The 22,599-nt window shown below is 62.4% G+C and carries 24 protein-coding genes; 6 read left to right on the top strand and 18 right to left on the bottom strand.

Translation table 11 applies throughout. From position 1 onward, the window contains the following. Window positions 1-172: 172 nt before the first annotated feature. Window positions 173-622 (bottom strand): low molecular weight phosphatase family protein, encoded by a 450-nt coding sequence (locus ACTIFE_RS05480; RefSeq protein ID WP_439528151.1) that lies wholly within the window; start codon window positions 620-622, stop codon window positions 173-175. Window positions 623-800: 178 nt separating this feature from the next. Here ACTIFE_RS05480 and ACTIFE_RS05475 point away from each other — a divergent pair, with 178 nt between their 5' ends. Further along, complete coding sequence (locus ACTIFE_RS05475; RefSeq protein ID WP_439528150.1) at window positions 801-1,178, top strand: rhodanese-like domain-containing protein; 378 nt, start codon at window positions 801-803, stop codon at window positions 1,176-1,178. A gap of 42 nt (window positions 1,179-1,220) precedes the next feature. On the opposite strand, the gene ACTIFE_RS05470 is transcribed toward ACTIFE_RS05475, so the two are convergent. Continuing rightward, window positions 1,221-1,859, bottom strand: a complete 639-nt coding sequence (locus tag ACTIFE_RS05470; RefSeq protein WP_439528149.1) for an HAD family hydrolase — start codon at window positions 1,857-1,859, stop codon at window positions 1,221-1,223. A 74-nt stretch (window positions 1,860-1,933) separates the two neighbouring features. Next, window positions 1,934-2,293, bottom strand: a complete 360-nt coding sequence (locus ACTIFE_RS05465) for a carboxymuconolactone decarboxylase family protein (protein ID WP_439528148.1) — start codon at window positions 2,291-2,293, stop codon at window positions 1,934-1,936. Window positions 2,294-2,416: 123 nt separating this feature from the next. Here ACTIFE_RS05465 and ACTIFE_RS05460 point away from each other — a divergent pair, with 123 nt between their 5' ends. Continuing rightward, entirely contained in the window at window positions 2,417-3,457 is a 1,041-nt protein-coding gene (locus ACTIFE_RS05460) for a diacylglycerol/lipid kinase family protein (RefSeq protein WP_439528147.1), read from the top strand. 1 nt (window position 3,458) lies between these two features. On the opposite strand, the gene ACTIFE_RS05455 is transcribed toward ACTIFE_RS05460, so the two are convergent. After that, on the bottom strand, window positions 3,459-3,764 hold the full coding sequence (locus ACTIFE_RS05455) for a DUF1330 domain-containing protein (protein WP_439528146.1): 306 nt from the start codon (window positions 3,762-3,764) through the stop codon (window positions 3,459-3,461). A 282-nt stretch (window positions 3,765-4,046) separates the two neighbouring features. Here ACTIFE_RS05455 and ACTIFE_RS05450 point away from each other — a divergent pair, with 282 nt between their 5' ends. Then, entirely contained in the window at window positions 4,047-6,236 is a 2,190-nt protein-coding gene (locus ACTIFE_RS05450; protein WP_439528145.1) for a transglycosylase domain-containing protein, read from the top strand. Window positions 6,237-6,271: 35 nt separating this feature from the next. On the opposite strand, the gene ACTIFE_RS05445 is transcribed toward ACTIFE_RS05450, so the two are convergent. The 7 genes from ACTIFE_RS05445 to rph all read right to left on the bottom strand — a co-directional run bounded on the left by ACTIFE_RS05445 (window position 6,272) and on the right by rph (window position 13,150). Further along, the gene (locus tag ACTIFE_RS05445; protein WP_439528144.1) at window positions 6,272-7,006 is read right to left on the bottom strand and encodes a M48 family metallopeptidase; all 735 of its coding nucleotides are present in this window, start codon (window positions 7,004-7,006) and stop codon (window positions 6,272-6,274) included. Window positions 7,007-7,194: 188 nt separating this feature from the next. Continuing rightward, window positions 7,195-7,614: a DUF2852 domain-containing protein gene (locus ACTIFE_RS05440; RefSeq protein WP_439528143.1), complete on the bottom strand. Its 420-nt coding sequence runs from the start codon at window positions 7,612-7,614 to the stop codon at window positions 7,195-7,197. A gap of 117 nt (window positions 7,615-7,731) precedes the next feature. Beyond that, window positions 7,732-8,646 carry a glutaminase gene (locus ACTIFE_RS05435; protein WP_439528188.1) on the bottom strand — a complete coding sequence of 305 codons (915 nt, stop codon included), beginning with the start codon at window positions 8,644-8,646 and terminating at the stop codon, window positions 7,732-7,734. 98 nt (window positions 8,647-8,744) lie between these two features. Then, the gene (gene phaZ, locus ACTIFE_RS05430) at window positions 8,745-10,286 is read right to left on the bottom strand and encodes a polyhydroxyalkanoate depolymerase (RefSeq protein ID WP_439528187.1); all 1,542 of its coding nucleotides are present in this window, start codon (window positions 10,284-10,286) and stop codon (window positions 8,745-8,747) included. A 344-nt stretch (window positions 10,287-10,630) separates the two neighbouring features. Beyond that, a complete protein-coding gene (hemW, locus tag ACTIFE_RS05425; RefSeq protein ID WP_439528142.1) occupies window positions 10,631-11,788 on the bottom strand; it encodes a radical SAM family heme chaperone HemW in 1,158 nt (385 codons plus the stop codon). After that, window positions 11,785-12,426 (bottom strand): RdgB/HAM1 family non-canonical purine NTP pyrophosphatase, encoded by a 642-nt coding sequence (gene rdgB / locus ACTIFE_RS05420; RefSeq protein ID WP_439528141.1) that lies wholly within the window; start codon window positions 12,424-12,426, stop codon window positions 11,785-11,787. Before rdgB ends, hemW begins: the two co-directional genes overlap by 4 nt. Window positions 12,427-12,436: 10 nt before the next feature. Continuing rightward, window positions 12,437-13,150, bottom strand: a complete 714-nt coding sequence (gene rph, locus ACTIFE_RS05415; RefSeq protein WP_439528140.1) for a ribonuclease PH — start codon at window positions 13,148-13,150, stop codon at window positions 12,437-12,439. 188 nt (window positions 13,151-13,338) lie between these two features. On the opposite strand from rph, the gene hrcA reads away from it, so the two are divergent. Both hrcA and ACTIFE_RS05405 read left to right on the top strand, forming a co-directional pair. Beyond that, window positions 13,339-14,385, top strand: coding sequence for a heat-inducible transcriptional repressor HrcA (gene hrcA, locus ACTIFE_RS05410; protein ID WP_439528139.1), 1,047 nt, complete (start codon window positions 13,339-13,341; stop codon window positions 14,383-14,385). A gap of 46 nt (window positions 14,386-14,431) precedes the next feature. Beyond that, a complete protein-coding gene (locus ACTIFE_RS05405) occupies window positions 14,432-15,247 on the top strand; it encodes a HesA/MoeB/ThiF family protein (RefSeq protein WP_439528138.1) in 816 nt (271 codons plus the stop codon). Between the two features lie 54 nt (window positions 15,248-15,301). On the opposite strand, the gene trpB is transcribed toward ACTIFE_RS05405, so the two are convergent. The 7 genes from trpB to sdhC all read right to left on the bottom strand — a co-directional run bounded on the left by trpB (window position 15,302) and on the right by sdhC (window position 21,648). After that, complete coding sequence (gene trpB / locus ACTIFE_RS05400) at window positions 15,302-16,507, bottom strand: tryptophan synthase subunit beta (protein WP_439528186.1); 1,206 nt, start codon at window positions 16,505-16,507, stop codon at window positions 15,302-15,304. A gap of 15 nt (window positions 16,508-16,522) precedes the next feature. Continuing rightward, window positions 16,523-17,182: a phosphoribosylanthranilate isomerase gene (locus ACTIFE_RS05395; RefSeq protein ID WP_439528137.1), complete on the bottom strand. Its 660-nt coding sequence runs from the start codon at window positions 17,180-17,182 to the stop codon at window positions 16,523-16,525. A 147-nt stretch (window positions 17,183-17,329) separates the two neighbouring features. Further along, on the bottom strand, window positions 17,330-18,112 hold the full coding sequence (locus tag ACTIFE_RS05390; protein WP_439528136.1) for a succinate dehydrogenase iron-sulfur subunit: 783 nt from the start codon (window positions 18,110-18,112) through the stop codon (window positions 17,330-17,332). A gap of 55 nt (window positions 18,113-18,167) precedes the next feature. Next, complete coding sequence (locus ACTIFE_RS05385; protein WP_439528135.1) at window positions 18,168-19,013, bottom strand: FkbM family methyltransferase; 846 nt, start codon at window positions 19,011-19,013, stop codon at window positions 18,168-18,170. A 9-nt stretch (window positions 19,014-19,022) separates the two neighbouring features. After that, complete coding sequence (gene sdhA / locus ACTIFE_RS05380) at window positions 19,023-20,849, bottom strand: succinate dehydrogenase flavoprotein subunit (RefSeq protein ID WP_439528134.1); 1,827 nt, start codon at window positions 20,847-20,849, stop codon at window positions 19,023-19,025. 5 nt (window positions 20,850-20,854) lie between these two features. Beyond that, window positions 20,855-21,238 (bottom strand): succinate dehydrogenase, hydrophobic membrane anchor protein, encoded by a 384-nt coding sequence (sdhD, locus tag ACTIFE_RS05375; protein WP_439528133.1) that lies wholly within the window; start codon window positions 21,236-21,238, stop codon window positions 20,855-20,857. Between the two features lie 11 nt (window positions 21,239-21,249). Further along, window positions 21,250-21,648 carry a succinate dehydrogenase, cytochrome b556 subunit gene (gene sdhC, locus ACTIFE_RS05370; protein WP_439528132.1) on the bottom strand — a complete coding sequence of 133 codons (399 nt, stop codon included), beginning with the start codon at window positions 21,646-21,648 and terminating at the stop codon, window positions 21,250-21,252. A gap of 243 nt (window positions 21,649-21,891) precedes the next feature. On the opposite strand from sdhC, the gene ACTIFE_RS05365 reads away from it, so the two are divergent. Continuing rightward, window positions 21,892-22,596, top strand: coding sequence for an aquaporin (locus ACTIFE_RS05365; protein WP_439528131.1), 705 nt, complete (start codon window positions 21,892-21,894; stop codon window positions 22,594-22,596). The last annotated feature ends 3 nt before the right edge of the window (window positions 22,597-22,599 follow it).

Raw genomic sequence — 22,599 nt, 5'->3', positions numbered from 1 at the left:
CCTCGCCCTGTTGGACGCGGAACGTCGCCGCCGCGATTCAGTCGCTGCCTGCATATAGGCAGCCTTCTGGGGGCTCAACAGGTATCTAGCACGCGAAGGTTTCACGATTGCCAATGCTGGCTGTGGCAGGACCTCGCAATGATCATTTGCACCGGGATGTTGTCGGCACGGTTCAGCTGGCGAGGGCAGGCAACCGGGCGGCCATGGGGTCCTGCAGGATCCGGTCAATACACAACCGAATGCGCCTGAAATATTCCGAACAGACGGCAAGACTGTCGTTGCGTTCGCCGTTACCGGCAATATCCCAGAGCGTCTGTTTCGGTGTGCCGCGCCAAAGCGGCTGCTGCGATCCTGTCACGGATGCGGACAGGGCGACGATCCGGTCCGGTTGCGGCGCATGCGGCAACAGGAAGATATCCCAGCTCTTCGGCATGAGGCCTGTTCCTGCCAGCCCTTGATCCGACAGAAGACGCGGAACCGCCGGATGCAGACTGCCACGTGGCGCCGGCGCTGCCGAGAATGCCCGCAGCCGATGTCCGCCAATCGCGTTCAGATACGCTTCAGCCAGAGGCCCCAGAAGGGCATTGTCAGGACAGACAAACAGAACGGTGGCAGTGCTCATGCAGCGCCTCTCGATTCGGAAATTTTCTTGCGCGGCCTGTTTAGGACTCTCGGGCAACGGCCATGTGACAGAAAGCTGACGTTACGGCGCTTTCTTCGGGAAATTGTTGGCAATCGCGAATTTGAAATGTAATAAAATTCGAATATACGAAAATAAACCACCAATGGAGAGTGCTGACATGCCAACAGAAGATCACATCGGGACCGCAATCCTGCAAACCCTTACCGTCGAGGAGGCGCGGGCGCTGTATGACGTCAACGAGATTGTCCTGATCGACGTCCGGACCCCGGGCGAGTACGCCTATGAGCATGTCGCCGGCGCATTGCTGGCGCCCGTGTCAGGGTTTGACCCGGCTCGCCTGCCGACCGGCGGACCACGGCCGCTGGTGCTGATGTGCGGATCAGGCGTTCGCTCGCGCCTGATGGCAGAGCGCTGCGTCGAGGCAGGTTTTGAGCGCATCACCCATGTCGCCGGCGGGTTCACCGCCTGGAAGGCGGCCGGCTACGGCTATCTCGGCACCGATACGGCCACAGGCGCCCACATCCCGCGCCCGTGAGAAAGCACTGGCTTCCGGTTTCGGCCGGAAGCCAGCTCAGGATCAGACCAGTCCGGCCATCCGGGCTCCTGTCCAAATATCTCCGGCCAGGTGATGGGCAAACTGCCCCTCAGATGGCAGCAGATCCGGCACCTGTACGACGACCATGCCTGCAAGCATCGCCGCTTCCGCCCCTGTCTCGCTGTCCTCAAACGCCACGCAGCGGCGCGGATCCACTCCCAGCAGTTCGGCGGCATGCAGGTAAGGATCAGGCGCCGGCTTGCGCCGCGCCACGTCCTCGAAACACACCACGGATGTGAATTGCCCTCCAAGTCCGGCATGCTCCAGCTTGGTCCGGGCACTGTCACGGCGGCTGGATGTGGCAATCGCACGGGGCAAGGGCGTGGCGCTCAAATGAGCGAGGAGATCGCTGACACGCGGCCGCAGTGGGATGCCCTCCTCGGAGAAGATCCTGTGGCACTCCAGACCCCAGAGTGGCATGAAGGCATCCACCGCTTCGGCGCCCAGATGTTCCACCAGAATGAGCCGGCTGGCGGCATCATCCTTGCCGACCATCAGGTGGAACAGATGCTCCTCAGGCGTCAGCCCGAGCGACCTGAGCGCGCTCATGCCGCCACGCACCGAAACGGATTCGGTGGAAAGCAGAGTTCCGTCGAGGTCGAAGATCACCGCGTCATACATGCCGTTCGCCTTGCTGCCCCCATGGGTGGGGAGGCCGGCAGGGCAAACGGCAGCTAATACGTGCGTTGCGTCTGTCAGCCCTGGGGGGCGGAGGGTGCGAAGGCGTCAAAGGCCGCCAGCGCTTCGGCACCATAAATCATGGACGGCCCACCCCCCATGTAGACTGCAACGCCGATGGTCTCCAGTATTTCTTCCCGGCTGGCGCCATATTTTGCCGCCGCCTTGGCGTGATAGGCGAGACAACCGTCGCAGCGCGCGGTGATGCCGATGGCCAGAGCAATCAGCTCCTTTGTCTTGGAATCCAGCGCCCCGGCACCGATGGCCGCCCGTGCCGTCTCGCCAAAGCCTTTGGCAACGCCCGGAATGCCGGCCCGCAATGCGGCCATCCGGCTGTCGGTTTCGGAAATAAAGCTCTGCCAGTCGCTTACGGACATGTCGCCATCCTTCTGCCTTGTGCGGCGGCCCAGCCGCCTCTTCAGGATTGCTAGCAGCTTCATCCTGCCGCCGGATTGACCTGCCGCAAAGCGCAGCCATTCCCCGATGTTTGTGAAACGGCGATGGCAAGTTCCTCGGATCTGCTGCAAGGGTCTCACAAATGGGATAGGGATCCTGAGACCGGGGCTCGGCCCGCTGTTGTCAGCGCCTGGCCAGGAGCACAAAGAATTGCCACATCCCGGGCGTCGTCTGGAGACCACGACATGCGCTGTATTGCTCTTTTGAATCGTGACGGCGGTACCTTGAAGACCACAGATCTTGGCGACCTGTCCCGGCAGATCGAAGTCTCGTTCCGCGCAGCTGGTCATGAGATTGACGTCGAGGTCATCGGCTCCAGCGATGTCGAAGCTGCTCTGAACCGGCTTGGCGCGGATCCTACAGTCGAGATCATCCTGGCAGGCGGCGGAGACGGAACAATTTCTGCGGCCGCAAACATCGCCTGGCGCTCCGGCAAGGTCCTTGGTGTGCTGCCGGCGGGTACAATGAACCTCTTCGCCCGCTCGCTTGGCGTCCCGCTAACCCTGACTGCCGCGATCGATGCGCTGGCGCAGGCTCCAGTGGCACGCTGCGATCTCGGGCTCATCGATGACCGTCCCTTCGTGCATCAGGTGTCGATTGGCCTCCAGGCCGACGTCGTGCACGAGCGCGACAAGAACCGGCACCCCTCCCGCCCTGCAAAGATGTTCGCAAGCCTGCGCGCCTATCTGCGGACGCTGTTCCGCCAGAAATCCTTCCGTGCGCGGTTGACCATCAATGATCAGCCGAGAAAAGGGCGCTTCAGCTTTCTGGTGGTCTCGAACAACGTCTATGGCGATGGCCATATGCCTTATGCCGACCGGCTGGATGACGGAAAGCTCGGCGTCTATTGCGCCGGCCCGTTGTCACCGCTGGCCGGTGCCCGGCTGGGTGCAGATCTTGCCCGTGGTGCCTGGCGCAGCAATCCGGATCTTCGCTTCGAGCCGGCGCAGAACGTCAAGCTGCATCTGACTCGCTTCATCCGACGCCGCAAGGGGCTGATCGACGGCGAACTCGTCCGCCTTCGCAGCAAAAGCGAAATCCGCATCCTGTCCGGCGCTCTAAGGGTGCTGAAACCGGCCGCTTGAGTTACCCTGGCTGTGGGCCTTCATAGCCCTCAATGACGATGATGTCGGCAATGCCGGCCTGGTCTCGCAGTGACTTGGCATGGACATAGCCTGCCGACTGATAGCAGGCCAGAGCCGCTTCATAGCTTGGAAACTCGATCACCACATTGCGTGCCCGGGCCTCCCCTTCAACACACTCGAATGGTCCGCCGCGAACGAGGAACCGCGCGCCATAAGCCGCAAAAGGCTCGGCATTGGCCGCGACATAGGCCTTGTAAGCTTCCGGATCCGTCACATCGACCCGTCCGATCCAGTATCCTTTCGCCATTCCGCAGTCCTTTCCATTTGCCGGGGTCCCGATGCGGGCAGCGCCGCCAACCTCAACTTCTTCGCCTGTTTTGGCAACCGGCACAACCGTACCGGGCCGTTCCGACCGCGCCAAGCGGGCAAGACGACGTCCGGACTTCAGGAGGGCTTCCTGAAAGCCACACGGCGAGGAATTCAAACAGCCGCCATGACTTAACGCCGCCTTAAATCGCGGCTTCTATTTTGAACGACAGACCGCCAGAACAAGGGTTGTGCGCGCGGTTGCCAGCGTTGCCAGGAGATCATGGCGCAGAAGCGCAAAAGCGGACCTCGAATCGAGCCGATTTTCGACGGCGGTGACGCAGCCTTCCTGGACCTGCGCCCCACGTCGCGTGATCGGGTGAGCACTTCTGTGCCCACATCCAGCAAACGCCGCAGGCAGAAACAACACCAGTCCGGAACCGAAGGGGAAGGCGCCCCAAACAGCAACCCTCCGAAGCGGTCTCCTTCCCGCGGCGGTCGCAGTGGCAAACCAAGGCGTAAACGGCGCGGTTTTCTTGGCCGGCTGATCCGGCGCACGGTGTACTGGGGGTTCGTGCTGTCGATCTGGGGCGTAGTCGCAGCTGTCGGCATCCTTGGCTACTATGCGGCGCACTTGCCTCCGACATCCGAATGGCATGTGCCGGAACGTCCACCAAACGTGAAGATCGTGGCAGCGAACGGCGAATTGCTGGCCAATCGCGGCGACACGGGCGGCGAGGCCGTGCGGCTGGAACAATTGCCGCCCTATCTGCCGCAAGCCGTGATTGCGATCGAGGACCGGCGCTTTTACAGCCATTTCGGCCTTGATCCGATCGGCCTGGCACGGGCCATGGCAGTCAATGTCTCCTCCGGAACGTTGGTGCAGGGCGGGTCGACCTTGACCCAGCAGTTGGCCAAGAACCTGTTCCTGGAACCGGACCGGACACTTGGCCGCAAGGTCCAGGAACTGGTTCTCGCGCTGTGGCTTGAGGCGACCTATTCCAAGGATGAAATCCTGGAAATGTACCTGAACCGGGTCTATCTCGGTGCTGGCGCCTATGGTGTCGACGCCGCAGCACGGCGATACTTCGGCAAGTCGGCGCGGATGGTCACACTTGCTGAAGCTGCTACGCTTGCGGGACTGTTGAAGGCCCCCTCCCGCTACGCTCCGACGCGCAATCCGAAACTTGCGGCAGACCGGGCCCAGGTGGTGCTGGCCGCAATGCGCGATGCCGGTTTCATTGAAGCGGCAACCGCCCGCAAGGCCATCAACGAACCGGCTGTGGTGGTCTCCATCCAGAACAGTTCCAGCGCCAATTATGTTGCCGATTGGGTGATGGACATGTTGCCGCAATATGTCGGCGCCATCGATGCGGATATCGTCGTTGATACGACGATTGACGGCAGCATGCAGGAGGCTGCCGAACTCGCCTTGCGCGGCAATCTCGCAGCACAGGGACAGACCCTCGGGGTGCGCCAGGGTGCGGTTGTCATCCTCGATACCGCAGGTGCGGTCAAGGCACTGGTCGGCGGCGCCGACTACGGTCAGAGCCAGTTCAACCGCGCCGTTGCCGCAAGGCGGCAGCCAGGTTCCGCATTCAAGCCGTTTGTCTTCCTTGCCGCGCTCGAAGCCGGCCTCACACCCGATACGGTCCGCCGGGACCAACCCTTTACCGTGAAGGGCTGGTCGCCACAGAACTACACCAAGAAATTCTATGGCGACGTCACCCTGACCCAGGCCCTGGCCATGTCGCTCAACACCGTTGCAGCCAGGCTGATGTCTGAGGTTGGGCCGAAAACTGTGATCCGCACGGCGCGGCGCGTGGGCATTTCATCCCCCATGGCGGCAAACCTTTCTCTTTCACTCGGCACGTCGGAGGTGACACCGCTGGAGCTGACAGCGGCGTTCGTTCCCTTCTCGAATGGCGGCTATGGCGTGGTGCCGCATGTGATCGACCGGATCCGGACAGCTGAAGGCCGGACGCTTTATGCCCGGCAGGGCAATGGTCCGGGCAAGGTTGTGAGCCCGGTTCACCTGGCCCAGATGAACCACATGCTGGCCCAGACCCTGATTACCGGGACGGGCAAGAAAGCGGTGTTGTTTGACAAGCGGCCGGCCGCAGGCAAGACCGGGACCAGCCAGGATTTCCGTGATGGATGGTTCATCGGCTACACCGCGAACCTGACGGCTACCGTCTGGGTCGGCAACGATGACAACAGCCCAACGAAGAAGGCAACCGGAGGCTCGCTGCCAGCCGACATCTGGCGCGAAACGATGGAAGCGGCTCATCTCGGTCTGCCCGTCGCGCCGCTTCCGGGCGTCGCCGAGCGGATGATCCTGGAAGCCGGGCCGGCCCCAAGTGACGACGCGCCCTTGCCACCGGCAGATGTTGGCTCAGGCAGCCAACTGGTTCCGCCCCAGGAAGGGGCTCCGGGGCCGCTCAACCTGATCGAACGCATCTTCGGCAACTGACCCCGGTCTCCGGGTGCGATCCACAGTTCCAACCGTCAGCCGTAGGTGTGCAGACGCGCACCATGTTGCCGCAACCACTCGCGGGCATCCGGCGTTTGGGGTGCAAGACGCCGGCACAAGGTCCAGAAGCGGTCAGAATGGTTCATCTCGACAAGATGCGCGACCTCGTGGGCGGCGACATAATCCAGAATGTCAGGCGGAGCGAGAATAAGCCGCCACGAAAAGGACAGCCGGCCATTCGCCGCACAAGAGCCCCAGCGGCTTCGGGTATCCCGCAGGGAAATCGCCGTAGCCTGACGCCCGATGGTGGCGCAGTGGCGATCAACAGCCTGCACAAGATCATCACGTGCCTGGCGGCGCAGCCAGTCCGTGACCTTTCGGCTGGCGTGGGCAGCATCGCCTGGAACGTGCAATTGCGGACCGTCTGGTGCGGCAACACAGGTCACCAGCCCGCGCAGGCGCCCTGTCGCGACAATCCGGTGCGGAACACCGCGAACGGGGATCTTGGCCTCTGCCGCGAAAGGGGTTGCAGCAGGGCGTGCCGAGAGCTGACTCTCCAGCCACCCCCTGTTGCGGGCAGCGAAGTCGAGGGCGGTTTCCAGCGAGCCTCCGCGTGGAATGGTCAGGACAGGCTCTGAGGCATTTGTCGGCAACCGCAACAGATAACGGCGGGCACGGGGATCCTGGCGCAGACGAATGCTCACCTCGCCACTGGTCAGGGCGAACGTGACAGCTTCGGGCAGTTTCACACGACGGGAACGAAACAGCATCGGCGCCCCAGGGATCGAATCGGAACCAAAGCGTAGTACGGGATTGTGTCCTCGGGGGCCAGCGTTGAGCGAGCCTCAGCCGGCCTGTCAAACCCCGTTCGAGTGGCGGCAGTCCAGGGACCTGAACGACGAAAGCGGCGCTTTGGGCGCCGCTTCCGGTCGGGTTGGGTCCAGGATCAGTCTGCAGATCAGCCCTGATGCATATCTGCCGGAGTGCGGTTGGCCCGGGTTGCCATGAAGCGATCAAACTCTTCCTGGTCCTTGGCACGGCGCAGTTCGCGGAGATAGCTGTCAAAGTCAGCGCGCATTTCGTCCAGCTTCGCCCGTTCGTCCTCGATGCGCTTGATCTCGCGTTCGCGGTAGTCGTCAAAGGCGACGTTGCCGGTGCGGCTGAAGCCAGTGTTCTTGCTCATGTTGCAAAAAGTTCCCTTCATCGGGCTGGCGTTCCACTGGTCCCTGGCATCGCGCGCCATGGACTGGAAACGGTCACCCCAGAGAATATAGGCCAGCATCGCCAGGCCCAGCGGCCAGAAGACGACGAAACCCAAGACCATCAGGCCGATGGTCACCGGGGACCAGCCCGGGCGGATGACGGAAGTTGCGGTCATGTCTGCTCCCTATCGGTTGCCTCAACAGCGAATCACGTGGGGGGTCAAGGCCGCCTGTTCAAGAGCTGTTACAAACCGGGACATTTTCATCCAGTTTGGGTAGAGGGTCCAACAATCCTAGCCAAAGACCGACCATCCGGTCCGGCGGGCAAAAATCTCCATGGCTTCGGTGCCGAGCCGGGAGTTGCCATAGCGGTTGAGACCTGGCGACCAGACCGCAATCGACGCCCGGCCTGGAGCTATCACAAGAATGCCGCCGCCTACGCCGCTCTTGCCCGGAAGGCCGACCCGGAAGGCAAAGTCACCTGATCCATCATAGTGCCCGCAGGTCATCATCAGCGCGTTGATGCGGCGCCGGCGATCCTGGCTGAGAAGACGCGGAAACCCTGCCCCCTCGATCAGGAACCGGCCAGCCAGTGCCAACTGGCGGCAGGTCATGTCGATGGCACATTGGTGACAATAGGTGCCCAGTACCTTGTCCGGGCTGTTATGGAGGTTGTCGAAGGCGGCGAGGTAATGCGCCAACGCAAAGTTGCGGTGCGCGGTCTCCAGCTCCGACCGGGCAACATTGTGGTTGATGTGAATATCCTCATCATCGGCAGCGGCCCGGACAAACCGCAACAGGTGCCCGAGCGCCTCACGGGGCGCCGACATCGCAAGATAGGTGTCTGTCGTGACAAGCGCACCGGCATTGATGAAGGGATTGCGCGGAATGCCCTCCTCGCGTTCTAGCAGAAGGATGCTGTTGAAACTTTGCCCGGAAGGCTCACGCCCGACGCGGCGCCACAACTGATCACCGACCCGGCCCAACGCAAGCGCAAGAGCAAAGACCTTCGAGACCGACTGGATGGAAAACGGTGTATCGGCGTCACCGGCCACATGAACTGATCCGTCGGCCAGCGCAATGGCCATACCGAACTGCTGCGGATCGATCTTGGCAAGTTCCGGAATGTAGTCCGCCACAGAACCACGGTCTGCCCTGGACCCAAGGGTCGCGGCGATTTCGTCGAGAAGATCCTGCATCACGCCAATAGTGCTCCTGTTGTCCGGCGGACCGGACAACAGCATGGCGAATGACGCAAGGGAAATCTTTCGGCTTCAACCCGGCGGTTCAAGCGCCGGGCCATTGCTCAATTCACTGTTTCCGAGAGCCGGCGCGCCTGCTCGATCCAGTTATCCCTGGCCATACGGCCCCGAATGTCGAGCCGTGCGTCCAATGCCTCGATCTGCGCCTCTGTCAGGCCAGCGATCTGCCAGAAATGGAAGATACCGGCCTCATTCAGCGTTTTCTCCAGTTTCGGACCGACACCGGTGATTGCCTTCAGATCATCTGCAACGCCTTTAGGCTTTGACAGCAGCATCTTGGCCAACGGATCCGACTGGGCAGCACGGGGCGCCTTGGGCGCAGCTTCCGGGGCTGCCTGGGTCACAGAAGCGCCCGTGGCCACGGCTGCTGCTGCACGGGCCTGTCGGGCCCGGTTGTCCTGCGAATGGGTCAGGATGAAATCAATCATGCGCGGAGCAATTTCAGACCGGAACCGCGAGCCGTTGAAGACGCCGTAATGGCCGACCGCCGGCTGTTCGTAGTGGACCTTCATGTCATCCGGCAGTGAGGAGCACAGGTCATGCGCGGCGCGGGTCTGGCCGCGACCGGTGATGTCGTCCTTCTCGCCCTCAACGGTCAACAGCGCGGTGTTGCGGATCTTCGAACAATCAACAGGCGTGTCGCCATGCATCATCGTGCCGCGCGGCAGGGAATGATCGATGAACACCGTTTCGACGGTCTGGAGATAGAACTCGGCGGTCAAATCCATCACCGCGAGATACTCATCATAGAAGTCGCGGTGCTTCTCGGCGTTGTCGCCATCGCCCTTGACCAGATGCTGGAAGAAGTCGCGGTGCGCAATCAGGTGACGATCGAGGTTCATCGACATGAAGCCGGACAGCTGCAGGAAGCCAGGATAGACTTCGCGCATCGTGCCGGGGTGCGGGAACGGTACGGTCATGATGACATTGCGCCGGAACCAGTCGATGCCCTTCGACATCGCAAGATCATTTACGGCAGTGGGCGCCACGCGGGTATCCACCGGCCCGCCCATCAGTGTCATCGTGGAAGGGGCAAGGGGATCCTCGCGACCTTCCATCACGGCAACGGCGGCAAGAACCGGAACGGACGGCTGGCAGACCGCAACGACATGGGTGTCCGGTCCCAGGTGATGGATCATGGAGATGACGTAGTCGATATAGTCATCGAGATCGAACTTGCCATCGGCAAGGGGCACCATCCGGGCATCGATCCAGTCGGTGATATAGACATCGGCGCGCGGCATCATGGCCTCGACCGTGCCCCGCAGCAGCGTTGCATAATGGCCGGACATCGGGGCCACGATGAGGATCTTCGGATCTTTGCGCGGCCGTTCGAGCGCCCGCTCGAAATGGATCAGGTTGCAGAACGGCCGGCTCCAGACAACACGCTCATGCACCGCGACGCGCGTGCCGCCGACAAGCGTCGTTGGTAGGCCGAATTCGGGTTTGCCATAGCGCCGGGTTGTACGCTCCAGCACTTCACAGGCGGCCGCAATCTGACGCCCCATCTGGGTATGGGTCATCGGGTTGAACGGGTTCTGGAAGTAGAGCCGGGTTGCATCGGCAGCCGCGCGCATGGGCGCCATCGCCGCGTGATTGAGCTCATAGAGATGATAGAACGGCACCAGTTCCAATCCTCTTCGCTGACCGGGTACGCGGAACGCACCTCAGGTTCTGGCATTGCAGCAGGATAGGCCTAAGATTCACGGATCTTCAATAGCCGGTTTGGATATAGCTTGTGCCCAGCCTGTTGATTATTCGTGAAGAATAAGTCGCCCCAGGCAATACAATGGCTTCTATTTCGCCGCCATAGTATGCCGCATTGCAACATGACAATAGGGGTAAAGTCGTTTAGCTTGAGGCAGTTAGCCGGGTAATGTGACACGCCCCAACCGTCTTCCATGACAGGTGGCAGCCCGGTTGCGCGGGCTCAGGCGGCGAGATCAGCGACAACAGCATCGAGCACAAAAAAACCGTCTCGGGTCGCGCGAAGGCGGTGATTTCCGATCATTTCAACCATGCCGTGTTCCAACAGGGCATCCAGGCGACGCGGATCGATCCGCCGACTGGCCAGCTTCTCGTAGCGCAGAAGATCGACCCCTTCGACAAGGCGCAGGCCCATGAGCAGATATTCGTCGCCCTGTTCCTCGTCATTGAGCGGCATATCCTCGACCATGCCGTGGCCGCGTTCCTCGACATGGGACAGCCAGGTCTCCGGATGGCGTTCGATGGCCGTAGCCCGCTTCGTGGCGCCGAGCGAAAGCCGGCCATGGGCACCGGGTCCGACCCCGACATAGTCGCCATAACGCCAGTAAACGAGATTGTGACGGCACTCCGCACCAGGACGGGCGTGATTCGAAACCTCATAGGCGGGAAGGCCATGGGCGTCGGTCACATCCTGCGTCACCGCATAGAATTCGGCGCCGACATCAGGCTCCGGAACCACCAGCTTGCCGGCCTTGTGCAAGGCAAAGAAGGGCGTACCTTCCTCAATGGTCAGCTGGTAGAGTGACAGGTGATCGGCGGCGAGCGAAATCGCCTCAGTCAGTTCGCGCTCCCAGGCCGTAACGGTCTGGCCGGGACGGGCATAGATGAGATCAAAAGACAGGCGGGGGAACGTTTCGCGCGCCGTCTCGATGGCGCGTCGCGCTCCGGCGACATCATGCAGCCGGCCGAGGAGCCGCAGGTCCGGATCGTTGAGCGCCTGAACCCCCATCGAAACCCGGTTGACCCCTGCCGCCCGATAACCGCGAAAGCGTTCAGCCTCCACCGACGACGGATTGGCCTCCAGTGAAACCTCCGCGTCCGGATCAATCGACCAATGGCCTGCGATGGCCTCGAGGATCCGCTCGACAGTCCGAGGCAACATCAGAGATGGCGTGCCGCCGCCGAAGAAGATCGACTGGACGGTGCGGCCAGGAGTCCAGGCGGCAAAATGCGCCAGTTCGCGCTTGAAAGCAGCGACATAGCGCTCCTGGTCCACCGCCTGGTGGCGCACATGGGAATTGAAGTCACAATACGGGCATTTGGCCGCGCAGAACGGCCAGTGCACATAGATCCCAAATCCCCCGTCCGGCGTCGTGGTCATTCCTGCTCCAGACAGGCCTTGGAAAAGGCCGCAAATGCGCGGGCGCGATGCGACAGGCCGGGGCTCGTCCGGGACCAGCCATGCTTTTCGTCAGACGTCATCTCGCCAAATGTCCGCTCATGACCATCAGGCTGGAACATCGGATCATATCCGAAGCCCTTCTCGCCGCGCGGCGGCCAGACGATCTGGCCCCCCACCTCGCCCCGGAAGAATTCGGTATGCCCATCCGGCCAGGCAAGGCACAGGACCGCAACAAAGGAACCGCGACGCTGTTCCGGCGCGGTGGCGCCAAGCTGCTGCAGCTTTTCCTCGACATTGCGCATGGCCATGGCGAAGTCCTTGGCGGGACCGGCCCAGCGGGCGGAATAGATCCCCGGTGCGCCATCAAGCGCTGCTGCGCAAAAGCCGCTGTCATCCGCAAGCGATGGCAGTCCGGAGGCTTCGGCAGAGGCCTTGGCCTTCAGCTCGGCATTGGCCTCAAACGTGATGCCGGTTTCCTCCGGCTCCGGCAGGTCAAGCTCACCGGCTGAGACGACTTCGTAGCCGTAGGGTGCCAGCAACTCGCGGAACTCGCGCAGCTTGCCGACATTGTGGCTGGCCAGGACGAGACGTCCAGGTTCTAGCTTGCGATGTGTCATGCACGAACCCTCACAGGATGGCCATCTTCTGCAGATCGACCAGGCGGGCGATGCCCGACTTGGCAAGCCCCATCAGCGCGGCAAGATCAGCTTCGGAGAAAGGTTCGCCCTCTGCCGTGCCCTGGATCTCGACAATGCCGCCTTTGCCGGTGAAGACAAAATTGGCATCAGTCTGGGCGGTGGAGTCTTCGGCATAATCCAGGTCAAGCACCGGCTTGCCGTTGTGAATGCCACAGGAGATTGCGGCGACATGATCCTTCAGGACCTGCTTCTTCACCATTTCGCGGGCACGCATCCATTCGATGCAGTCATGCAGGGCCACCCAGGCGCCGGTGATGGCTGCCGTGCGCGTGCCGCCATCTGCCTGAATGACATCGCAGTCGACGGTGATCTGGTTCTCGCCAAGGGCTTCCAGATCAACAACAGCGCGCAGGGAACGCCCGATCAGACGTTGGATTTCCTGGGTGCGGCCGGACTGCTTGCCGGCCGAAGCCTCGCGGCGCATCCGCTCGCCCGTGGCGCGCGGCAGCATGCCGTATTCCGCCGTAACCCAGCCGCGGTTCTGGCCACGCAACCAGGGCGGCACGCGATCTTCGAGGCTGGCGGTGCACAGCACATGCGTGTCACCGAACTTGACAAGGCAGGAGCCTTCCGCGTGCTTGGCAAAGCCTCGCTCCAGCGTAACGGCTCTGAGTTCGTCGGCAGCGCGCTTGGACGGACGCATGGGCAACTCCCTAGGGTTTGTCCGGAAGCAACCGCCCGGAACTGGCACATTCGCGCGCTTGTAACTGCTGGCGCGCGTCGACGCAAAGGTCTGCTTGCGCTTGACGGCGGAATTGATCCTATATCTTTAATTTGCAAGACCGTGTCACGCGGCCCCAACGAGGAGACCCAAGTGGGAAAGAGGCTGGAATGGTGAGCTTGAGCGAGCTGGACAGGCGATCTCGCGACATCTTCCGCTCCATTGTGGAGAGTTATCTGGATACAGGCGAACCTGTCGGATCGCGCAATGTGGCGCGAGGCCTTGGCATGTCGCTGTCCCCCGCGTCGGTACGCAATGTCATGGCGGACCTGGAGCATCTGGGCCTTCTGTACTCGCCGCACACCAGCGCCGGACGATTGCCGACAGAAACCGGGCTTCGGTTCTTTATCGATGCATTGCTTGAAGTGGGCGACCTGTCGCGCGAAGAGCGGGAGCGGATCAACGTTCAGGTCCGCGCAACCGGTGGCAAGAATACAGAACAGGTCCTGACTGAAGCGACGCAGCTCTTGTCGGGACTGACAAGCGGTGCCGCTGTCGTCCTGACGCACAAGCAGGACATTCGTCTCAAGCACATCGAGTTCATTCGCATCGAGCCCCTGCGTGCCCTTGCCGTGCTGGTCGGGGAAGATGGCTCGGTGGAAAACCGGATTGTCGAGTTGCCTGCAAACCTGCCGTCTTCCGCGCTGGTGCAGGCGTCCAATTATCTCAACGCCCAGATCCAGGGGCGGACCATCGCCGAAGTCCGCCGCGAGCTTGAACGCCTGCGCGAGGCGAACCAGGCGGAACTGGACCAGTTGACCCAGAAGATCGTCGAAGCCGGGCTTGCGGTTTGGGGCGGGGACTCCGGTGATGGCGACACACTGATCGTGCGCGGCCAGTCCAACCTCCTGACCGAAGTCGGCGCTGCTGAGGATCTGGAGCGGGTGAGGCTGCTGTTTGATGACCTCGAAAACAAGCGTGACCTGATCCAGTTGCTCGGCCTTGCTGAAACAGGTGACGGTGTCCGGATCTTCATCGGTTCCGAAAACAAGCTGTTCTCGCTGTCGGGGTCCTCCGTCGTGGTCTCGCCCTACCGGGACCGGGAGCAACGTATCATCGGCGTATTGGGCGTCATCGGCCCGACCCGGCTGAACTATGCCCGCGTCATTCCGATGGTCGATTACACGGCTCGTCTCGTCAGTCGTCTCGTCGGCTGATCAAGCGGCTTCCGGCACCCTCCGTCCCACACATCAGGAATGCGCCATGCTGTCGCCCGCTGAACTCGAACGTTATGCCCGCCACATTGTCCTGCGCGAAATTGGCGGACCAGGGCAGCAAAAGCTGAAAGCCGCGCGCGTGCTGGTGATCGGTGCCGGCGGGCTTGGCTCGCCCGTGCTGCAATATCTGGCGGCGGCGGGGGTGGGAACGCTCGGGATCGTCGACCATGACACGGTGTCGCTGTCCAACCTGCAGCGGCAGGTGATCCACGACACCGACCAGCTGGGTGAACCCAAGGTGGCCAGCGCGGCCGAGGCCATCGCACGGCTCAACCCTTATGTCGCGGTCGAGCCGCATCCAGAAAGGCTGGGAGGTCACAACGCGTTGTCCCTCGTCGGAGGCTACGACCTCATCATCGATGGATCGGACAATTTCCAGACCCGCTATCTCGTCTCGGATGCATGCTACTATCGCAAGAAGCCGCTGATCACGGCGGCCGTGGGCCGGTTTGATGGCTCGTTGACCCTCTTGAGGCCGCATGAGCGGACGGCAGACGGCACGCCCAACCCGACCTATCGCTGCCTGTTCCCCTCGCCTCCAAAAGCCGGCGTCGTTCCCTCCTGCGCGGAAGCGGGCGTGGTCGGTGCGCTGACAGGGATTCTAGGCACGCTGCAGGCGATGGAGGCGATCAAGGCGATCACGGGCGCGGGCGACGGGCCGGTTGGCCGGCTGGTGATGTTCAATGCGCTGTCGTTGCGCATGGACGAGATCACCTATCGCTGGTCGCCCAAGAACCCGCTGAGTGGCGAGGCTCCTCTCACCTGGGCGGAGCTGCGGGAGCGGGACGCCCGCGATATCTGACGCCAATACGGCGCGGCAACCGGTCCCGCCGCAACGCCGGGACCGGTTTGTTTCTTAGAGATCGAAGCCAAGCATCTTGCCGACGGTGAACACGTCCTTGTCGCCACGGCCGCACAGGTTCATGACGATGATCTGATCCTTGTGCATCTTCGGCGCCAGTTTCATCACCTGGGCCAGCGCATGCGCCGGCTCCAGCGCCGGAATGATGCCTTCGATCCTGGTCAGCAGCTGGAAGGCTTCCATCGCCTCGTCGTCGGTGATCGGCACGTAATTGGCCCGGCCGATTTCCTTGAGCCAGGAATGCTCCGGCCCGATGCCGGGATAGTCGAGGCCGGCCGAGATCGAATGGCCTTCGAGGATCTGGCCGTCGGCGTCCTGCAACAGATAGGTGCGGTTGCCATGCAGCACGCCCGGCTTGCCGGCGTTCAGCGAGGCGCAATGCTCGTCGCCCTCAAGACCACGGCCGCCAGCTTCCACGCCCCAGATCTCGACGCTCTTGTCATCGAGGAACGGATGGAACAGGCCGATGGCGTTCGAGCCGCCGCCGACAGCGGCAACGATCGCATCCGGCAGGCGGCCTTCAGCGGCCAGCATCTGCTCACGGGTTTCCTTGCCGATCACCGACTGGAAATCGCGCACCAGCTCCGGATAGGGATGCGGGCCGGCGGCGGTGCCGATGAGATAATAGGTGTTGTCGACATTGGTGACCCAGTCGCGCAGCGCCTCGTTCATGGCGTCCTTCAGCGTACCGGCACCGGCGGTGACCGGAACGATCTCGGCACCCAGAAGCTTCATGCGGAACACGTTCGGCTTCTGGCGCTCCACGTCGGTGGCGCCCATGTAGACGACGCAGGGCAGGCCGAAACGGGCGCAGACGGTGGCGGTGGCCACGCCATGCTGGCCGGCACCGGTTTCCGCGATGATGCGGGTCTTGCCCATGCGCATGGCCAGCAGGATCTGGCCAAGGCAGTTGTTGATCTTGTGGCTGCCGGTGTGGTTCAGCTCGTCGCGCTTGAAGTAGATCTTGGCGCCACCCAGATGCTGGGTCAGGCGCTCGGCGAAATACAGCGGCGACGGCCGGCCGGTGTAATGGGTGTTGAGGTCGTCGAGCTGCGCCTTGAAGGCAGGATCCGCCTTGGCGTCGTTATAGGCCTTCTCGAGGTCGAGGATCAGCGGCATCAGCGTCTCGGCCACATAGCGGCCGCCGAAGATCCCGAAGTGGCCGCGCTCGTCCGGTCCCGAGCGCAGGGTGTTGGCCATTGTGGTCACGTTTCGTCACTCCTTCACATCTTCCGCCGATCGAACGGCCGCCATAAAGGCGCGGATCAGATCGCTGTCCTTGACGCCCTTGGCGCGTTCCACGCCCGAGGACACATCTACGGCCGGCGCCCCGCTCATGGCGATAGCACGGCCGACATTCTCCGGATCGAGCCCCCCGGAAAGCATGAAGCGGCGCCGCAGGTCAAGCGCCTTGAGGATCGTCCAGTCATAGGGAACCCCGTGGCCGCCCGGGACATCCGAATCCGCCGGCGGCTTGGCATCGAACAGGATCCACTCGGCCACCGTGACATAGGGCAGTGCCTTCTCGGTGTCAGCCTTCTCCCGCACGCCAATCGCCTTGATGATGCGGGTGCGCAACATGATCCGCGCCGCGGCGCAGGCTTCCGGTGTCTCGGAGCCGTGAAACTGGAACAGGTCCGGCTTCACCAGCTCGTTGATCCGTTGCAGCCCGGCCAGATCCATGTCCACCGTCAGCGCCACGATCTCGGTCTTGCCCCGCGCCATATCCGCCAGGCGGCAGGCATCACTCAACGATACATGGCGCGGGCTCTTGGGAAAGAACACCAGCCCGATCATGTCCGCACCGGCGTCAATCGCCGTCTGCAGGGTCTCCTCGGTCGACAAACCACAGATCTTGACTGGAATTCTGGACATGACTGCCTGACGTTCGTTCAGCCACAAGGGCTGTGGTCCGGGTGCGCGAGCGGCGAGCCTATAGCCCCGCGACGGCCGCAGGAACCCCAAAAAGAAGGGCAGCCTCGCGACTGCCCTCCAATGGTTTCGGTGCGGCTTGGCGTCGCGTCAAACGCGGCGCTCGACCATCATCTTCTTGATTTCTGCGATGGCCTTGGCCGGGTTCAAGCCCTTGGGGCAGGCCTGGGCGCAGTTCATGATCGTGTGGCAGCGGTACAGGCGGAACGGATCCTCGAGGTTGTCGAGGCGCTCGCCCTTGGCTTCATCGCGGCTGTCGATCAGCCAGCGATAGGCCTGCAGCAGCACTGCCGGCCCAAGGTAGCGGTCGCCGTTCCACCAGTAGGACGGGCAGGACGTCGAGCAGCAGGCGCAGAGGATGCACTCATAGAGGCCATCCAGCTTGGCGCGGTCCTCGTGGCTCTGGCGCCATTCCTTTTCCGGGGCCGGCGACACGGTCTTCAGCCAGGGCTCGATCGAGCGGTGCTGGGCATAGAAACGGGTCAGGTCCGGAACCAGATCCTTGATCACCGGCATGTGCGGCAGCGGGTAGATCGCAATCGCGCCCTTGCCCACTTCGTCCATGCCCTTGGTGCAGGCCAGGGTGTTGGTGCCGTCGATGTTCATCGCGCAGGAGCCGCAGATGCCCTCACGGCACGACCGACGGAAGGTCAGGGTCGGGTCGATCTTGTTCTTGATGTAGATGAGCCCGTCCAGGATCATCGGACCGCAATCGTCGAGGTCGACGAAATAGGTGTCCACGCGCGGGTTGCGGCCGTCATCCGGATTCCAGCGGTAGATCCGGTATTCGCGCAAGTTGCTGGCGCCCTTCGGCTTGTCCCAGACCTTGCCCTCGGTCACCTTGGAATTCTTTGGAAGCGTCAGCTGAACCATTCTCGTCGCTCCGCGTTACGGCGCCGGATTTATGTCCGGGCCAATGGGTTCCCCGTCAGACCTTCAGGCTGAACAGGATGTTGTCTCTGGTTTCGCCGGCCTGTTCATAGCCAAGGCGCTTGAGCAGGCTCAGGCAATCCTCGGTCCAATGCGGCCGGCAGTTTGTTTCAAGCAGAATGGCGCGGGGCCAGAGGTCCCGGCTGATGGTGGTGAGATAGGGCACCAGAACACGGTCCTCAAATCCCTCCACGTCGATCTTCATCACGTCGATCCGCGTCAGTCCGGCTTCAGTCACCACATCGGCCAGCGGGCGCACCGGAACACGAAAAGCGCTCCAGTTGCCGGCCCACTCGCCCTGGGTCAGGTCTTCGACCAGCGTGGCAAAGCCGGCGTTCGAGGGCTCGCGCCACAGCGACAGTTCGCCGTCCTCAGCGCCCACTGCCGTGCGGGCGATGCGGACATCCGACGCACCGTTGGCAGCGAGGTTGAAGGCCAGCTTGTCGGCCGTGTCGGGGCTTGCCTCGACGGCCAGAACCTCGGCTCCACTTGCGGCGGCAAACAGGCTGTAGGTGCCGATGTTGGCCCCCACGTCGACAAAGACACGGTCCTTGCCGAGCAGCGGCGCAATCAGCCGGTGTTCCGCCTGTTCGGGCAGGCGGCCCTTGGCCATCATTTTCCGGTCATCGTAGTTGCCACCGGGATAGAGGCGGAACTTCAGTCCCTCCACCACGGTGTCATACGGGCCGGAAAACACCCGGGCGACCAGGCTGCGGATCCGCTTGCGCAGGAAGGCCGACAGGTCGTGCCGGTCCGCCAGCGCCCAGGCAAACTTCACCAGTCCCTCGGCACGGTATGTGCCGAAGGGCGAGGTGATGTCAGGCCGGGCGAGGGCGGCAACCATGGACAGTCCTTAGTAGACGCGCGCCTTCGGGGCGATCTTCTTCGGGTCGATGCCGCCGTCTTCATAGCGGGTCAGCGGCTCGGTGATCACGGCGCGGTAGTCGAGCTTGACGGCACCGGCTTCGTCGACCCAGGCCAGCGTGTGCTTGCGCCAGTTGACGTCGTCGCGGCCGCCGAGCGGACCATCCTTGTAATCTTCGCGGGCGTGGGCACCACGGCTTTCCTTGCGGGCCTCAGCGCCGTAGACCGTCGTGATGGCGTTGGCCATCAGGTTCTGCAGCTCGAGGGTTTCAACAAGGTCCGAGTTCCAGATCATCGAGCGGTCAGTGACCTTGATGTCGGCCATTTCGCCCCAGATCGCGGACAGGCGCTTGCAGCCCTGTTCCAGGCTTTCCTGGGTGCGGAACACAGCCGCATCATCCTGCATGGCGCGCTGCATCTTCTCGCGAAGGTCAGCCGTTGGCGTCGAGCCGCTGGCGTGCCGCGTCTTGTCGAAGCGGGCCATGATTTCTTCGCAGGACCGCTCGTTCGGCGTCGGCACGGCGCTCTTGGGATCCACGACCTCACGGGCACGGATGGCCGCAGCGCGGCCGAAGACGACCAGGTCGATCAGCGAGTTGGAGCCGAGGCGGTTGGCGCCATGCACCGAGGCGCAGCCCGCTTCACCCACGGCCATCAGGCCCGGCTGGATGCGGTTCGGATCGCTCGCGGTCGGGTTCAGCACTTCGCCCCAATAGTTGGTCGGAATGCCGCCCATGTTGTAGTGCACGGTGGGCAGGACCGGGATCGGCTCCTTGGTCACATCGACGCCAGCAAAGATCTTGGCCGATTCCGAGATGCCCGGCAGGCGCTCGTGCAGAAGCGCCGGATCCAGGTGGTCGAGGTGCAGGAAGATGTGATCCTTGTTCTTGCCGACGCCGCGGCCTTCACGGATCTCGATCGTCATGCAGCGCGACACCACGTCGCGGGAGGCAAGGTCTTTGGCCGACGGGGCGTAGCGCTCCATGAAGCGCTCGCCTTCGGAGTTGACCAGATAGCCGCCTTCGCCGCGTGCGCCCTCGGTGATCAGGCAGCCCGAGCCATAGATGCCGGTCGGATGGAACTGCACGAATTCCATGTCCTGCAGCGGCAGGCCGGCACGGGCCACCATGCCACCACCGTCGCCGGTGCAGGTGTGGGCGGAGGTTGCCGAGAAATAGGCGCGGCCATAGCCACCGGTCGCCAGCACCACCATCTTGGCGGAGAAGCGGTGGATGGTGCCGTCATCGAGGTTCCAGGCGATCACGCCCTGGCACACGCCGTCATCCGACATGATCAAGTCGAGCGCGAAATACTCGATGTAGAACTCGGCGTTGTTCTTCAGCGACTGGCCATAGAGCGTGTGCAGGATGGCGTGGCCGGTGCGGTCGGCTGCGGCGCAGGTGCGCTGCACCGGGGGGCCGTCACCGTAGTTCTGCATGTGACCGCCGAAGGGGCGCTGGTAAATGCGGCCGTCTTCGGTGCGCGAGAAGGGCACGCCGTAGTGTTCCAGCTCGTAAACGGCCTTCGGGGCCTCACGGGCGAGATACTCCATGGCATCGGCGTCGCCGAGCCAGTCAGACCCCTTCACCGTGTCGAACATGTGCCATTCCCAGCAGTCCGGCGTCATGTTCTTCAGCGAGGCGGCAATACCGCCCTGTGCTGCAACGGTGTGCGAGCGGGTCGGGAACACCTTGGTGATGCAGGCCGTGCGCAGGCCCTGCTCGGCCATGCCGAGCGTGGCGCGCAGGCCGGCACCGCCGGCACCGACCACCACCACGTCGAATGTATGTTCGACGAATTCATAGGTCTTGGCCATGTGGGTCAGCCTCCAAAGCCGATCTTGATAACCGCGAACACCGAGCCGAGCCCGACGGCGGCGCAGAAGAAGATGTTGGCCATCAGGACGAGGAACTTAACGCCGTCGCCGTGAACATAGTCTTCAATGATGATCTGCATGCCCAGTTTCATGTGATAGACACCGGACAGGATTACGAGCAGAAGCAGGATCGAGATCAGCGGGTTCTGCAGCGCCGCGACCACGTCCGCATGGCTGCCGCCCTGCAGGGCGATCACAAGAATCACGAAGAACGAGATCAGGAACACGTTGGCCACCGCGGTGACGCGCTGACGCCAGAAGTGCTCGGTGCCTTCCTTGGCCGAGCCGAGGCCACGGACCTTGCCGAGCGGAGTGCGCATATCGGTCATCACGTGTCTCCTCAACGAACCATGTAGCCGATGACCCACAACAGGATCGTCAGCGCAACGGAGCCAATGATGGTTGCCCGGGCCAGCCATTCGCGCGCTTCGCGTCCAAAGCCCGCGCCCATGTCCCAGATGAAGTGGCGGATGCCACCAAGCATGTGATGTACCAGGGCCCAGGTAAAGCCGAACAGCACCAGGCGGCCAAGGATCGACCCCATCAGGTCGTTGACATAATCGAAGTAGGCCGGCCCGCTCGCGGCAGCAATAAGCCACCAGGCAAGAAACAGCGTCCCGACATAAAGCGCCGCACCCGTGATGCGGTGCAGGATCGACATCACCATCGTCAGGATCGGCTTATAGATCTGAAGATGGGGCGACAGAGGGCGGCTGCCCTTCATATCGACATCCGGCATGGACTTTCTCTCCCGTCCGACGCCACCCTTACGTTTGCGTAAACGTAAGCAACAGCTGGCGTTGTCTAAAGGCGTAATAGCGCCAACCAACCCACTCGTCAAAGTATCCTATCGGCCGAACTGAGCCTTTGTCTTGTCCGCTGGAGCCCAAAATCCGCTTGTGTTACCGTTGTGTTAAAACAATAAAATTCATTGCCCATCTAAAAATACGACGCTGATTCGAAGTGAAAGGAGATTTCAGAGATGAAAAAAATGCTGGCCGAATTCATCGGCACAATGACGCTTGTGTTCTTCGGTTGCGGTGCCGCTGTAATTGCGGGCATGGGCACGGGTCCAACCGCAATTGACATTCTTGGAATTGCCTTTGCGTTTGGTCTATCGATTGTTGCAATGGCCTATGGCATCGGGATGATTTCCGGATGTCATATCAATCCGGCCGTCAGCTTTGGCGTGCTGCTTTCCGGCCGCATGAGCGTTGCTGATTTTATTCGCTATGTTGTCGCGCAGATTCTTGGCGCATTGGCCGGTGCGGCCATTCTTGCCGTGATTCTCAGCGACAAGGCCGCAGGCTGGAGCGGCGGTCTGGGCCAGAATGGCTGGGGTCCGGGTTATCTTGGCGAATATGGGCTGACTGCGGCTTTCGTGTTCGAGGTCGTCGCCACCTTCCTGTTCCTGGTCTGCATTCTCGGCGTGACCCAACGGGGAGCACCGAGCCAGTTCGCCGGCCTCGCCATCGGCCTTACGCTTACGGTAATCCACATTGTCGGCATCAATGTTACCGGCGTGTCAGTCAACCCGGCGCGTTCAATTGGCCCGGCCCTCGTCGGCGCTGGCAGCAACCCGGCCGCCGTCGCCCAGCTCTGGCTTTTCATTCTGGCCCCGATGTTGGGTGCTGCTGCGGCCGGACTTTTGTTCAAGAGCGGCCTTCTGTCCGCCGATAAAGAATAGAGT

The organism is Pannonibacter sp. (assembly GCF_051860505.1).
Classification (GTDB): domain Bacteria; phylum Pseudomonadota; class Alphaproteobacteria; order Rhizobiales; family Stappiaceae; genus Pannonibacter.
Note: the sequence above shows the minus strand (reverse complement) of the source record. Positions and strands in the feature narration are given on the sequence as shown.